At 72.5% G+C, this 13,608-nt stretch carries 15 protein-coding genes; 10 read left to right on the forward strand and 5 right to left on the reverse strand.

Going from position 1 to position 13,608, the window contains the following annotated elements:
• Positions 1–64: 64 nt before the first annotated feature.
• Complete coding sequence (locus tag ACZ4TR_RS05520) at positions 65–2,302, reverse strand: helicase-associated domain-containing protein (RefSeq protein ID WP_465285874.1); 2,238 nt, start codon at positions 2,300–2,302, stop codon at positions 65–67.
• A gap of 148 nt (positions 2,303–2,450) precedes the next feature.
• Between ACZ4TR_RS05520 and ACZ4TR_RS05525 the strand changes: the two genes are divergently transcribed.
• The 4 genes from ACZ4TR_RS05525 to ACZ4TR_RS05540 all read left to right on the forward strand — a co-directional run bounded on the left by ACZ4TR_RS05525 (position 2,451) and on the right by ACZ4TR_RS05540 (position 5,595).
• Positions 2,451–2,630: a hypothetical protein gene (locus ACZ4TR_RS05525; RefSeq protein WP_160697456.1), complete on the forward strand. Its 180-nt coding sequence runs from the start codon at positions 2,451–2,453 to the stop codon at positions 2,628–2,630.
• A 117-nt stretch (positions 2,631–2,747) separates the two neighbouring features.
• Entirely contained in the window at positions 2,748–4,136 is a 1,389-nt protein-coding gene (locus ACZ4TR_RS05530) for an NAD-dependent malic enzyme (protein WP_364526211.1), read from the forward strand.
• Between the two features lie 71 nt (positions 4,137–4,207).
• Positions 4,208–4,678 carry a cyclic pyranopterin monophosphate synthase MoaC gene (gene moaC, locus ACZ4TR_RS05535; protein WP_285476874.1) on the forward strand — a complete coding sequence of 157 codons (471 nt, stop codon included), beginning with the start codon at positions 4,208–4,210 and terminating at the stop codon, positions 4,676–4,678.
• A complete protein-coding gene (locus ACZ4TR_RS05540; protein WP_465285875.1) occupies positions 4,675–5,595 on the forward strand; it encodes a molybdenum cofactor biosynthesis protein MoaE in 921 nt (306 codons plus the stop codon). Before moaC ends, ACZ4TR_RS05540 begins: the two co-directional genes overlap by 4 nt.
• Here the strand turns inward: ACZ4TR_RS05540 and ACZ4TR_RS05545 are convergent.
• Complete coding sequence (locus ACZ4TR_RS05545) at positions 5,582–6,028, reverse strand: nitroreductase/quinone reductase family protein (protein ID WP_465285877.1); 447 nt, start codon at positions 6,026–6,028, stop codon at positions 5,582–5,584. The genes ACZ4TR_RS05540 and ACZ4TR_RS05545 overlap by 14 nt on opposite strands.
• A gap of 53 nt (positions 6,029–6,081) precedes the next feature.
• On the opposite strand from ACZ4TR_RS05545, the gene ACZ4TR_RS05550 reads away from it, so the two are divergent.
• On the forward strand, positions 6,082–6,537 hold the full coding sequence (locus tag ACZ4TR_RS05550; protein WP_465285878.1) for a MarR family winged helix-turn-helix transcriptional regulator: 456 nt from the start codon (positions 6,082–6,084) through the stop codon (positions 6,535–6,537).
• 294 nt (positions 6,538–6,831) lie between these two features.
• Here ACZ4TR_RS05550 and ACZ4TR_RS05555 read toward each other — a convergent pair whose 3' ends face one another.
• The 3 genes from ACZ4TR_RS05555 to moaA form a co-directional block, all read right to left on the reverse strand.
• Positions 6,832–7,473: a transglycosylase family protein gene (locus tag ACZ4TR_RS05555; protein ID WP_465285880.1), complete on the reverse strand. Its 642-nt coding sequence runs from the start codon at positions 7,471–7,473 to the stop codon at positions 6,832–6,834.
• Positions 7,474–8,428: 955 nt separating this feature from the next.
• Complete coding sequence (locus tag ACZ4TR_RS05560) at positions 8,429–8,689, reverse strand: MoaD/ThiS family protein (RefSeq protein ID WP_465285882.1); 261 nt, start codon at positions 8,687–8,689, stop codon at positions 8,429–8,431.
• 1 nt (position 8,690) lies between these two features.
• Positions 8,691–9,698 (reverse strand): GTP 3',8-cyclase MoaA, encoded by a 1,008-nt coding sequence (moaA, locus tag ACZ4TR_RS05565; RefSeq protein WP_465285883.1) that lies wholly within the window; start codon positions 9,696–9,698, stop codon positions 8,691–8,693.
• 151 nt (positions 9,699–9,849) lie between these two features.
• Between moaA and ACZ4TR_RS05570 the strand changes: the two genes are divergently transcribed.
• The 5 genes from ACZ4TR_RS05570 to ACZ4TR_RS05590 are packed head-to-tail and all read left to right on the forward strand — an operon-like array spanning position 9,850 to position 13,523.
• Positions 9,850–10,329 (forward strand): MarR family winged helix-turn-helix transcriptional regulator, encoded by a 480-nt coding sequence (locus ACZ4TR_RS05570; RefSeq protein WP_465285884.1) that lies wholly within the window; start codon positions 9,850–9,852, stop codon positions 10,327–10,329.
• Between the two features lie 33 nt (positions 10,330–10,362).
• A complete protein-coding gene (locus tag ACZ4TR_RS05575; protein WP_364526196.1) occupies positions 10,363–10,767 on the forward strand; it encodes a TOBE domain-containing protein in 405 nt (134 codons plus the stop codon).
• Positions 10,768–10,826: 59 nt separating this feature from the next.
• Positions 10,827–11,633, forward strand: coding sequence for a molybdate ABC transporter substrate-binding protein (gene modA, locus ACZ4TR_RS05580; protein WP_465285885.1), 807 nt, complete (start codon positions 10,827–10,829; stop codon positions 11,631–11,633).
• Between the two features lie 58 nt (positions 11,634–11,691).
• Positions 11,692–12,459: an ABC transporter permease gene (locus ACZ4TR_RS05585; protein ID WP_364526192.1), complete on the forward strand. Its 768-nt coding sequence runs from the start codon at positions 11,692–11,694 to the stop codon at positions 12,457–12,459.
• A complete protein-coding gene (locus ACZ4TR_RS05590; protein ID WP_465285886.1) occupies positions 12,456–13,523 on the forward strand; it encodes a sulfate/molybdate ABC transporter ATP-binding protein in 1,068 nt (355 codons plus the stop codon). Before ACZ4TR_RS05585 ends, ACZ4TR_RS05590 begins: the two co-directional genes overlap by 4 nt.
• Positions 13,524–13,608: the final 85 nt, after the last annotated feature.

Raw genomic sequence — 13,608 nt, forward strand, 5'->3', positions numbered from 1 at the left:
GATCCGGCGAACCAGGCTTACCACGTGGCCGGGCGTTCCGTCGGCGATTCACCGATCCCGGGGGTCACTCCTCCACCAGCGCGGCCGAGGTGATCCGGTGCAGCGAGTACCGCTGGTTGTCGTCGCCTTCGAGGATCCCGCCGCCGACGCGCACGGGCCGCACGACCCGCTGGCTGGCGGTCCCGCGCGAGTCGACGAACCCGATCCAGACCTCACGCCGTTCCAGCGTCGCCCGCGACAGCAGCTCCAGCGTCGCGGACGTGTCCGCCCCGCCGCCGACCGGCGCCCGCACCGCGGACCCCCGGCGCCGGGCGGACGCGGCGTCGCCCGCCCGCAGGTTGGAGATGATCCGGACCGCCTGGTCGGACGTCAGCACGGCCTGCTCACCCGGTCCGCGCCGCGCGGCCCGGGCCTTCGCCGGCAGCCGGCGCCCGCCCGGCCGGATGTCGACGACCCGGCCGTCCGGGCCCTCCGCCGCCGGCGCGAACCCGGCCGCGCGCAGGCCGGCGAGGACCTCGTGCAGCGGGTCCGGGCTGATCACGACGGTCGGCGCGATCAGCCGCAGCGCGTGCTCCGCCGCGACCGGGTGGGCCAGCACCTCCGCCAGCAAGGCCTCGTCGTCACACCGCAGGAAGGACGCCGCGACGCCGCCGCGCAGCCGGCCGTGCCGCCGGGCGACGTCGTCGACCAGGTAGCTCAGCGACTGCGGCACCGGGGTCGCCGACTTCTTTTTGAACAGCGCGTGCAGCTCGTCGGCCGTGCGGCCGGTGTCCAGCGCGCGCCGGACCGACGTCTCGGTGATCCGGTAGACCGTCGCGTGGCCGGCCGACTCCACGTCCGCCACCGCGGCCATCTCCGCCGCCAGCTCCGGTTCCAGTGGCCCGGGCGCGACGACCGTCAGGTCGGCCTGCAGCAGCACGTGGTCCACCGGCGCGGGCAGCGCGTCCGAGATCGCCTCGACCGCGCCCGGCCGGTCGTCGGCGAGCAGCGCCCGCGTCGCCGTCGTGAGGCCGCCGAGCCCGACGATCCCCAGCGCCGACGCTTCGGACATCGTCCAGCGGACGGTCTCGTCCCGCAGCCGCCCGCCGCGCCGCGGGGCGCGCCAGGCCAGCACCGCGACGAGCTCGTCGACGCTCTTCACCCCGGCACCCGGGGGCAGGTCGGCCAGCGCGGCCAGGACCCGCCGCCGCGCGACCGGTGCCAGCGGGCGGCGCAGCTCCTCCGACAGCGGCGCGATCGGCTTGTCCTTGGCGTCGCGCCCGCCGGCCATCCCCGGCAGCCGCGGCAGTTCCAGCCACGCCTGGGCCAGCGTCATCCACCGCTGCGCGGTCGGCGACGCGAGCCACGAATCGGTGAGCGTGGTCGGCACCCACTCGGGCGCGGTCGTCTCGCTGTCCGCGACGAGCCCGGCGCCCACGGCGAGCTCGGCCAGCAGGATCGCCTGCGGCTCGTCGATCTCGAGGTCCTTGGCCAGCTTCTTCAGCTCGCGCACGCCGAGGCCGCCCGACTTGAGCACCGGCGGCGGGGCCGCGGACCACGAACGCAGCAAGGATTCGGTGTGGCGCAGGAACTCCATCGCCTCACCGGCCGCGGCCTCGTCCAAAGTGGACGAACGGTGCGGGTGCAGCGGCAGCTCGGGCTCGGTGAGCGTGCCCGGGGCGAAGACCCCGCCGCGGACCGCGACCCCCAGCTCGCGCGGGAGTTCGACGGTCTGGTCGTCGCGCCGCAGCAGCAGCCCGCGGGCCAGCAGCTTCTGCACCGGCGTCTGGGCCTTCTCGAGCGAAGTGTCGTGCCCGGCATCGCGGGTGCGGCCGATCGGCGGGCCGGCGGCGAGGGCGCTCAGCACGCCACGCTCGTCGTCGGACAGCTCCGCGAGCCGCGCCGCGAGGTCCTCGCCTTCGAGCGACGGCGACGACGCGCCGAGCCCGGCCGGGAACGGCCCGAGGGCGTCCCGGACCGCGGGCGGCACGCGCAGCGCGTCGTCCGGGCCCCAGGCCAGTGCCCGGGCGCGCAGCCGGGCCAGCTGCGCGGTGATGTCGGTGCCGACGAGGTCCGTGACCTCGGCGACCGGCACCGGGTCGCGGTCCGCGCCGGCCAGCAGGCACGCTTCGAGCACGGCGAGGGTGACGGTGTCGAGGTCTTCACAGGCGCGCGCGACGGAGCCCGGCGTGCCGGCCCGGGTGGCGAGCACGGTGCTGTCGGACGGCGGGGGCGTGGACAGGTCGCGACGAGTGCGGAGCAGCTCTTCGAGGGCGGCGTCGGACTCCGCACGCAGCCAGTCCGCCAAGGAGGTCGCGGGCATAGAAAGCCAGGATACCGGGCGGTTGCGACAGGCTGCCCGGGCTGAGGCAGACTGGGGCCCGAGAGTTTTTCGGGGGTCCGGTGGCGGAGTCCCCGGCCGGGGCGAAGCCCCGGATGGCACAGGATCGAGCACGGCTGTGGAGGACGTTGTGGCCAAGGGTGAGAAGAAGCACAAGGGCGTCGACCCGACCTGGCCGGGCGAGGCGGGCGAGCACCCCGTGACCGAGCTCGCGTCCGACCGCCAGGGCTCGCTGTCGCCGTTCGGTGACATCACCTTCCCGCTCGACTCGGTGCCCTACGTGCACCCGGAGACCGAGATCAACCGCTGACCGCCGTAACCAACGGCACAGTACTGGTCAGTACCGGTATCGGGGGCTGGTGAGGGCGGTCACGGGAGTAGGTTCGCTCCCGTCCCAACCCACCTTTCCCACGCGGGGGTAAGCGCCATGCCGGTTCCCGGTCCCGGATATTCGATCACCGTCCGGGTCGAGGCCCCGGCCTCGTCCAGCGCGGCCGGTGACCTCACCACGGCCGTCGGGCGCGTCGGCGGCGTGCTGACCGCGTTCGACGTCGTCGAGTCCCACTCCGACTCGATCGTGGTCGACATCAGCGCCAACGCGCTGTCGGAGAACCACGCGAACGACATCACCCAGGCGCTCGACTCGCTGCCCGGCGTCAAGGTCCGCAAGGTCTCCGACCGGACGTTCCTGATCCACCTCGGCGGCAAGATCGAGGTCACGCCCAAGGTCGCGCTCCGCAACCGTGACGACCTCTCCCGCGCCTACACCCCGGGCGTCGCCCGCGTGTGCCAGGCGATCGCCGCGAACCCCGAGGACGCGCGCCGGCTGACCATCAAGCGCAACACCGTCGCCGTCGTCACCGACGGCTCCGCGGTGCTCGGTCTCGGCAACATCGGCCCGGCCGCCGCGCTGCCGGTGATGGAGGGCAAGGCGGCGCTGTTCAAGAAGTTCGCCGACGTCGACGCCTGGCCGGTCTGCCTGGACACCCAGGACACCGAGGAGATCATCAAGATCGTCAAGGCGCTCGCCCCGGTGTACGCCGGGATCAACCTCGAGGACATCGCCGCGCCGCGCTGCTTCGAGATCGAGGCGCGGCTGCGCGAGCAGCTGGACATCCCGGTGTTCCACGACGACCAGCACGGCACCGCGATCGTGGTCGTCGCCGCGCTGCGCAACGCCCTGCGCGTGGTCAAGAAGAACATCGAGGACTGCAAGATCGTGGTCAGCGGCGTCGGCGCGGCCGGCTCGGCGATCATCCGGCTGCTGCTGCGCAAGAACCCGGGCGACATCGTGGCCGCGGACATCGACGGGATCGTCCACTCCGCGCGCGGCAACCTCGACGACAACCTCACGTGGATCGCGTCGCACACGAACAAGGACCAGGTCAGCGGCACCCTGCACGAGGCGCTCGTCGGCGCGGACGTCTTCATCGGCGTCTCGGCGCCCAACCTGTTCGGCGCCGAGCAGGTCGCCACCATGAAGGACGACGCGGTGGTCTTCGCGCTGGCGAACCCGGACCCGGAGATCGACCCGCTCGAGGCGCAGCAGCACGCCGCCGTCGTCGCGACCGGCCGCAGCGACTTCCCGAACCAGATCAACAACGTGCTGGCGTTCCCGGGGGTCTTCCGCGGCCTGCTGGACGCGAACGCGCACAACATCGACGACACGATGCTGCTCGCCGCGGCCGACGCGATCGCCGACGTCGTGGACAACGGCAAGCTCAACGCGTCGTTCATCGTGCCGAGCGTGTTCGACAGCGCCGTGGCGCCGGCGGTCGCCGAGGCCGTGCGGAAGGCCGTGCGCGCCGAGCGCTGAGCGGGTCCGGTTCCGGGTACGTCGGCGGAGGCCGCGGGCCGGGCGCGACCGTGCGGAAGTAGCCTCGGCTCGTGAGTGAACTCAGCCACGTCGACGAGACCGGCGCCGCCCGGATGGTCGACGTCTCCGGCAAGACCGCCACCGCGCGCACCGCGCTCGCGGCCGGCACCGTGCGGACCACCGCCGAGGTGCTCCGGCTGCTGGCCACCGACGGCCTCCCCAAGGGCGACGCCCTCGCCACCGCCCGCATCGCCGGGATCATGGGCGCCAAGCGGGTGCCCGAGCTCATCCCGCTGTGCCACCAGATCGCGCTGTCCGGGGTCAAGGTCGAGTTCACCCTCGGCGAGGCCGAGGTCGGCATCCGCGCGACGGCGAAGACCACCGACGTCACCGGCGTCGAGATGGAGGCGCTGACGGCGGTCGCGGTCGCCGGGCTCACCCTGCACGACATGATCAAGGCCGTCGACCCGGCGGCGACACTGGACGACGTCCGCCTGCTCCGCAAGGACGGCGGCAAGACCGGGACCTGGGAGCGGCCGTGAAGCGCACCGCACGCGTGATCGTGGCGTCCAACCGCGCCGCGAAGGGCGTCTACGAAGACAAGACGGGCCCGGTGATCGTCGCCTGGCTGGCCGGCCGCGGGTACGACGTGCCGGCACCGGTCGTCGTCGAGGACGGCGATCCGGTGGGCGTCGCGCTGCGGGCCGCGCTGGCCGACGGCGTCGCCGTGGTGCTCACCACCGGCGGCACCGGCATCTCGCCGACCGACCGCACCCCGGACGTCACCCGCGCGCTGCTGGACCACGAGCTGCCGGGCGTCGCGGACGCGATCCGCGCGGCCGGGCTGCCGAAGGTCCCGACGGCGGTGCTCTCGCGCGGTGTCGCGGGTGTCGCGGGCCGGACCCTCGTCGTGAACCTCCCGGGCTCCAGCGGCGGCGTGAAGGACGGCCTGGGCGTCCTCGACGGCATCCTGGACCACGCGGTCGACCAGCTGGCCGGTGGCGACCACCCGCGTCCCGCCGCTTCGGCGCCTTCGGTGCGCGTCGTGCGGGCGCTGGTGACCGAGGAGCCGCTGTCGGTCGAGGAGCACGCCCGGCTGGTCGAGGACGACGCGGCGGGCGCGGTGGTGACGTTCGCCGGGGTGGTCCGCGACCACGACGGCGGCAAGGGCGTGCGCGACCTGACGTACGAGGGTCACCCGAGCGCGGGCGACGTGATCGCCGAGGTCGTGGCCGGCTTGGCGGCCCGGTGGACCGGCGTCCGGGCGGTGGCGGTGAGCCACCGCGTCGGTCACCTGGCGATCGGCGACGTGGCGCTGGCGTGCGCGGTGGCGGCGGAGCATCGCGGCCAGGCGTTCTCGGCGTGCTCCGACCTGGTGGACGAGGTCAAGGCGCGGCTGCCGGTCTGGAAGCACCAGCACTTCACCGATGGCACGGACGAGTGGGTCAACTCGCCGTAACCCGGAAGACGGCGACGCGGTCGGCGGCCGCGGCGAACTCGTCCGGGTCGGCCTTGGTGACGAGGCCCAGCTTGACGAACATCGGCACCCCGTGCGGCACTTCGCGGGGGAAGGCGCGCATGACCCGCGCGCGGACGTCGTGGTCGCCGACCTCTTCGAGCGTCACGGCTTGTTTCCGGCGTCCGTGGGCGAGCTCGCCCCGCCCGGCGGCGCGGACGTTCCGTGCCCAATCGCCTTCGGGAACGCCGGCGACGACGTAGCGCCGGCCGTCGACGGTCAGCGGCGAGACCGGCGTGGGCCGCGGCGCGCCCGACCGGCGGCCGGGGACGGTCAGGACGTGGATGGTGCCGAGGCGCAGCCCCAGCCGGGTCAGCAGGCGGACGAACCGGTTGGCGGGGCGGAGCCAGCGAGGCAGGGCGGGGCGGGTCGTCACGGCACAATCCTTTCGACTATCGAAGTATTCGCCGTCACGGTAGACTCTTTCGAGTGTCGAAGCAATCTCTGGTCACGGAGGCGACCCAGGCCGCGGCGGCCTCCGGCGCGGCGGGCGACGTCGTGGACGAAGCCGCGGCGGCGGCGTTCGGGGTGAACCGGACGGACCTGCGGATCATCGGCCTGGTCGCGGCGGCGGGAACGCTGACGGCGGGCGGGCTGGCCACCCAGGCGCACTTGAGCCCGGCGGCCACGACGACGGCGATCCAGCGGCTGACGCACGCCGGGCACCTGACCCGCCGGACCGCGACGGACGATCGCCGCCGGGCCGTGGTGGAACTGACCCCGGAGGCGGCGAAGCGGCTGGAACAGATCTACGCGCCGATCGAGCGGGCGGGCCGGGCGATCCTCGAGGACTACACACCGGAGCAGCTGGCGCTCGTGGTCGAGGTCCTGCGCCGGGGTGAGCGGATGCAGCTGGAGGAGGCGGAGAGGATCCGCGCGCTCTGAGAGGGCTCAGGAAGGGCTGGCGGGCGCGTCGGCGTCCTGACGGCTGCGCGGGGCTGTAGCCCGCGTACGGCGGCTCAGGGCGGGCGCGGCGGGGCGCCTCGCGTGATGATGCCGCGAAAGCCCCGTAACGGACGCCCGTGCACGTGACGGTCACGGACTTGAAGCTGCACCCGGCACGGCGCGAACTCAGCCGCACGCCGGATGCGCGCGAGCCCTCCACCGCCCGGGGGATCGGCGGTGGAGGGCTCGTGCTGTCACGGCTCGAGGCCGGACTTACGCATCACTGCGCGATCGTCACTTGGTGGCGATCTTCTGCCCGACGAGGATCAGGTCCGCGTTCGGGATGTACTTCGCGTTCAGGTCCTGCAGCTTCTTGTAGCCGCCGTCGACGTTGAACTGCTTGGCGATCTTGGACAGCGTGTCGCCCGCCACGACGGTGTAGTCACCGGCCGGGTTGGAGCTGGCCACGCCGGTCGCCGCCGGGGCCGCCGCGGCCGCCGCCTGCTTCGGGGCGACCGTGGTCTTCTTCGGCGTCGTCGACTTCTTCGTGGTGGTCTTGCCGGTGCTGCTGGCCTTGGGGGCCGACGAGCCGCCGCCCTTCTTGCCGCAGACCGGCCACGCGCCGATGCCCTGACCCTGCAGGACGCGCTCGGCGACGGCGATCTGCTGCTCGCGCGAAGCGTTCGCCGCGCTGCCGGTGCCGCCGTAGGCCTTCCACGTGCTCTGCGAGAACTGCAGGCCGCCGTAGTAGCCGTTGCCGGTGTTGGTGTTCCAGTTGCCGCTGCTCTCACACTGCGCGATGGCGTCCCAGTTGGTCGCCGACGCGGGGGTCGCGGCGATCGCGAGGGGCGCGCCGACCGCAATGCCCGCGATGGCGACGCGAGCGACGGTGCGGGTGGCAGCGGACATCTTGCGGTGCTTGCCTCGGTAAGACATTTGAGTGTATCTCGCTCCCTGCGCCTACGAGCCGGTGCTGAGGGTCAGGATCGGGGTCCTGGCGCCGGCCTTCTCAGGCCGGCAGACGAGTCCGACGCACGACGCGTCTTCTTCGTCCCCTCGTCCCTGTCCGGAAATGCTTTCGCTCGGGGTATGGGTCCGGGGATCCGTCGGACAGGGCTAGGCGCTACGGATTCCCGGTCGTGCTGGTTGGTCGGGGCCAACCGAAAAGCGACGGTACGTAACGAGAGCCGTGATCGGAAATTATTCGGGGCGTGACCTACGTCACAGTAACGACACGCAACCCCTGTCGATACTGGTGTTTGCGCTGGTCAGCGGGCCGTTATCTGGCCGTTTCCTAGTCGAGATAAAACACGGATCGTGAGGCTTGCATCACGTGTTTTGCGCGGTGAATGGACCCTTCGCGACGCCCTGGCCGCGATTGAAGCGCGCATCTTATGACTGCTCGCGGGAGTACGCCAGACTTGACAACTGTGCCTCACGTACCCCTTAAGTCACACTAGTCCCACCTCTTCGTGGGGTTTGGAGTCGCCCCTGGAGCGACTCCAGCGGGTGCTGGCGCCCAGGTGGGGCAACGCACCGCGACGGACCAGGCGAAACGGGTCACCGGATGGCGTTGCGGCGGGACGGGATCAGCTTCTCGCGAACAACCCGGATCCGGTGACGCGCCACGCCGAAGGCCGGCAAACGGCTTCGCCGAGCGGTCGGCTGCCGTACTCGAACGGTGGGTCCGCATATAGAGAGGACGAACTCGCGCACCCCGACGGACGGCTCGCGTACCCAGGCAGTCGGCTCGCGTGATCAGAGGGTCGACACGCGTGATGGGGAGGTCGACACGGCTGAGCGGGGTGCCCGGCGGCGTGTCGACCCTTCGATCACGCGTGTCGACTCCTGGATCACGCGTGTCGGCCGTTCGGGCACGGCCGCGGGGCGGTCAGCCGCCGGCGAAGGGCGGGAGGACGTCCAGTTCCGCGCCGTCGGTCAGCGGGCGGGAGAGGTCCCGCACCGCGACGCCGTCGAGGAGGAAGCTGGCGGCGTCCAGGACCCGCGGCAGGCCGGCCGGGTGGAGCCGGCGCAGCTCGGCCACGGCGTCCGACACGCGAGCGCCGGCCGGCAGCCGCACCTTCTCCTCTTCTTCCCCCGCCGCGGCCCGCGCCGAGGCGAAGTACCGCACCACGATGGTCAAAGCCGACATCTCAGCCGCCGATCGCGCTCATCGGCCGGATCGGCTGCGCGAACCCGGCGTCGTTGATCTCGTGTCCCGCGAGCTTGCCCCACATCGTCGCGCGCCAGGCGTCGGCAATCTCTTCATCGCGCGCGCCCGCGCGCGCGAGGGAGCGCAGATCCGTCTCGTCGTTGCTGAAGAGGCAGGAGCGCACCGCGCCGTCCGCGGTCAGCCGCGTCCGCTCGCACGCCGCGCAGAACGGCCGGGTCACCGACGCGATCACGCCGACGTCGCCGGGCCCGCCGTCGACCAGCCAGCGCTCGGCCGGCGCGCCGCCCCGGGCGACCGGGAACGGCGACAGCGTGAACTCCTCTTCGAGCATCTCGAGGATCTGGGCCGCGGTGATCATCTCGCCGCGGTTCCAGCCGTGCTGGGCGTCCAGCGGCATCTGTTCGATGAACCGCAGGTGGTAGCCCTCGGCGAGGCAGAACTTCAGCAGCGGCACGGCTTCGGTCTCGTTGAGCCCGCGGATCAGCACGGCGTTGACCTTCACCGGCGTCATCCCGGCGTCCCGCGCCGCGGCCAGCCCGGCCACGACGTGCGAGAGCCGGTCGCGCCGGGTGATCTTCACGAACGTCTCGGGGTCGACGGTGTCGAGCGAGACGTTGATCCGGTTCAGTCCGGCCGCCGCGAGCCCGGCCGCGCGCTTCGCGAGCCCGATCCCGTTGGTGGTCATGGACAGCCGGGGCCGCGGCGACAACGCCGTGACCCGCGCGATGATGTCCTCGAGCCCGGCCCGCAGCAGCGGTTCGCCGCCGGTGAGCCGGATGTCGGTGACGCCGAGCTGCTCGACGGCGATCCGCATGAGCCGGACCAGCTCGTCGTCGGACAGCACCTGCTCGCCCGGCATCCAGTCGAGGCCCTCCGCGGGCATGCAGTAGGTGCAGCGCAGGTTGCACCGATCCGTCAGGGAAACCCGGAGATCGGTGGCCACCCGGCCGAAGGTGTCGATGAGATGGGGGTTCTCGGGCCTGGGCACGCGAGATGACCCTCGTGTACCGGGGACGCGAGGAAACCCGAGATCCACTGCCGTCATTACGCCCAGCGTAGCTCCGGAACGCGCGAAACGACGCGATCGCTAGGATACTTCGCGGAGTGAGTGGTTCAGTTGCCGAACTAAACGAGGATCCGTGACGGAAAAGACGTACCCGGTCACCGAAGAGGAGCTGCTCCGCTTCGCCGAATTGGGCCGCCAAGGCAGCACGTTCACCGTCCTCCGGCACGCCCGGATCGCCGAGCGGATGGGCCTGTCGGGCACCGACCACAAGGCGTTCGACCTGGTCATCCAATCGGGCGGACCGTTGACCGCCGGCCGGATCGCCGAGCTGACCGGCCTCTCGACCGGCGCGGTGACCGGGGTCATCGACCGGCTGGAGAAGGTCGGCCTGGTCCGCCGGGTCCGCGATCCCGAGGACCGCCGCAAGGTCCTCGTCGAGGTCGTGCCGGGGTCCGAAGAGCGCTTCGCGCCGCTCTTCCAGTCGGCCTTCGACACCCTTCGCGAGACGCTGGCGCAGTTCTCCCCGGCCGAGCGAAAAGCCATCGAGCGTTATCAGAACGTCATCCTCGAACAGCTCCGCGCCGAGGTCATGGGCAATTCCCGCCCCGCGTAGCTTTTCCTCAACTGCGGAGATAATGTCTGCGGCATGCCGCAATTTCGGTTGTCCGAGGCCGCGCGCCTGCTCGGCGTCAGCGATGACACCGTCCGGAGGTGGGTGCGCGCGGGGCAGCTGACCGCGACCGACGACGCCGCCGGCCGCAAGGTCGTCGACGGCGCCCAGCTGGCGGGGTTCGCGCGGGCCCAGGCCTCCGGCCCCGAAGACCCCTCCACCGTCGGCCGCTCCGCCCGCAACAGGTTCGTCGGGCTGGTCACCGAGGTCATCACCGACAAGGTGATGGCCCAGGTGGAACTGCAGTGCGGGGCACACCGCGTGGTGTCCCTGATGAGTACGGAAGCCGTCCGCGAGCTGGGCCTGCGCCCAGGGGTGCTCGCGGTCGCCGTGGTCAAAGCGACCACCGTTGTGGTGGAAACACCGGAAGGAAGTCGATGAAAAAACCCGCTTTTCGGGGGTCCGGGTGGCGAAGCCCCTGGCCCGGGGCGAAGCCCCGCTTGTCACAGCTTGCTCTGGCCGTCGCGGCCGTCGCCCTGTTCGCGGGCGCGTGCAGCAGCTCGGACCAGCCCAGCACGCAGTCCGGCGCGTCGGTCACCGCACCCGCGCCCAAGGGGGCCGGGAACACCGGTGGTGGCACGCTCACCGTGTTCGCCGCCGCGTCCCTCACCGAGTCGTTCACCGCGCTCGGCAAGGCGTTCGAGGCCCAGCACGCCGGCGTCACCGTGAAGTTCAGCTTCGCGGGCTCGTCCGGCCTGGTCCAGCAGCTGACCAACGGCGCGAAGGCCGACGTCTTCGCCTCGGCCGACCAGGCCACCATGGACAAGGCCGCGCAGGGTGGCGTGATCGACGGCCAGCCGGCGGTCTTCGCGACCAACAAGCTCGCCATCGCCGTCGCGCCGGGCAACCCCAAGGGCATCAAGTCCTTCGCGGACCTGAACAAGGCCGGCCTGACCGTGGTCACCTGCGCCCCGCAGGTGCCGTGCGGCTCGGCGGCCGAGAAGGTCGAGCAGAGCACCGGCGTCACGCTCAAGCCGAAGAGCGAGGAGCAGGACGTCAAGCAGGTGCTGAACAAGGTCCAGTCCGCCGACGCCGACGCGGGCCTGGTCTACGTCACCGACGCCACGTCCGCCTCGGGCAAGGTGGACAAAGTGGACTTCCCGGAGGCGGGGCAGGCGATCAACAGCTACCCGATCGCCGCGGTCAAGGGCGGGCAGGCCGAGCTGGCTCACCAGTTCGAGGAGTTCGTCCTCGGCGCCGACGGCAAGAACGAGCTGACGAAGGCCGGGTTCGGCTCTGCGCAGTAAGCGGCTCACGAGCGGCCGGCCGGGATCCGTCCCGGCCGGCCGCTCGCGCGTCCCGTGGGTGCTCGCGATCCCCGCCACCCTCGCGCTGGCCCTCGTCGTGCTGCCGGTGGTCGGGCTGCTGGTGCGCTCGGACCTGACGCGGCTGCCGTCGCTGATCGTCTCGCCGTCGTCGTGGCACGCGCTGCGGCTGTCCCTGATCACGGCGGCACTGTCCACGCTGGCCTGCGTGCTGCTCGGCGTGCCGCTGGCCGTCGTCCTCGCGCGGGCCCGGTTCCGCGGCGTCCGGCTGCTGCGCTCGATCGTGCTGCTGCCGCTGGTGCTGCCGCCGGTCGTCGGCGGTCTCGCGCTGCTCTACCTGCTCGGCCGCAAGGGCTTCCTCGGCATGCTGATCACGACGCTGACCGGGGAATCCGTCCCGTTCACCACGGCCGCGGTGGTCATCGCGCAGACGTTCGTCGCGATGCCGTTCCTCGTCGTCAGCCTCGAAGGCGCGCTGCGCGGGTCCGGCGACCGCTACGAGCAGGTTGCCGCGACCCTCGGCGCGCGCCCGTGGACCGTCTTCCGGCGCGTCACGCTGCCGCTGCTGCTGCCCGCGCTCGGCTCCGGCGTCGTCCTCAGCTTCGCCCGCGCGCTCGGCGAGTTCGGCGCGACGATCACCTTCGCGGGCAGCCTCGAAGACGTCACGCGCACGCTGCCGCTCGAGGTCTACACGCAGGCCGAAGTGGACATCGACAGCGCTGTCGCCCTTTCGTTGCTGCTCATCGTCGTGGCGGTCATCGTCATCGCGGTGGCGCGGCCGCGCTCGTGGGAAGGCGGCCTGCGGTGAGCCTGTCCGCCCGGATCGAGGCCGTCCGCGGCTCGTTCTCGCTGGACGTCGACCTCGACGTGCCCGCCGGGACGGTGCTCGCGCTGCTCGGCCCGAACGGCTCGGGCAAGTCGACGGTGCTGGGCTGCCTGTCCGGGTTGATCACGCCGACGTCGGCGGAGATCACCGTGGCCGGGCGTGCCCTGGCCGGCATCGCGCCGCACCGCCGGGGGATCGGCCTGCTCTCCCAGGACGCCCTGCTCTTCCCGCACCTGTCCGCGGCCGACAACGTCGCGTTTTCGCCGCGCTCGACCGGCGCCGGCCGCCGCGCCGCGCGCGAACGCGCCTTCTACTGGCTGGCCGAAGTGGACGCCGTGGCGCTCGCCGACCGGCGGCCCGGGCAGCTGTCCGGCGGCCAGGCCCAGCGCGTCGCGATCGCCAGGGCGCTCGCCGCCGAGCCGGACCTGCTGCTGCTCGACGAGCCGTTCGCCGCCCTCGACGTCGACGCGGCACCCGCGATCCGCGGCCTGCTCCGGCGCGTGCTCAAGACCGGGCCGACGACCGTGCTCGTCACGCACGACCCACTGGACGCGCTCGCGCTCGCCGACCACGTCGCGGTGATGAACGGCGGCCGGATCGTCGAACGCGGCCCGACCCGCGAAGTGCTGTCCGCACCGCGGACGGCGTTCACCGCGCGGATCGCCGGGCTCAACCTGGTCGCCGGCACGGCGGTCGGCGACGGCCTGCGGACGGTGTCGGGCTCGATCGTCAACGGGATCCTGGCGGCCGACGTGGTGCTGGGGGAGCCCGCGGTGGCGGTGTTCCCGCCGAACGCCGTCGCCGTCTACCCCCACGACGGCGGCCACCGCGGGAGCCCGCGCAACACGGCCGACGCCGTCGTCGCGGCCCTGGAACCGCACGGGCCGGTGATCCGCGTCCGCGCCGAGGGCGACGGCTGGGCCCACGGCCTGACCGCCGACCTGACGCCGGCCGCCGTGGCCGAGCTCGCGCTGGAGCCCGGCTCGGCGGTGACGCTGTCGGTGAAGGCCGCGACCGTGAGCGTGCACCCGGCCGCGGCTTCCTGAGGCCCCCGCGGCCCCGCTGTTGTCCGCCTGCCAGCGCCCCAATGTGGCGTTCGGTGCGTCAGACGCACCGAACGCCACATTGGGT

The organism is Amycolatopsis sp. NPDC028719 (assembly GCF_055565395.1).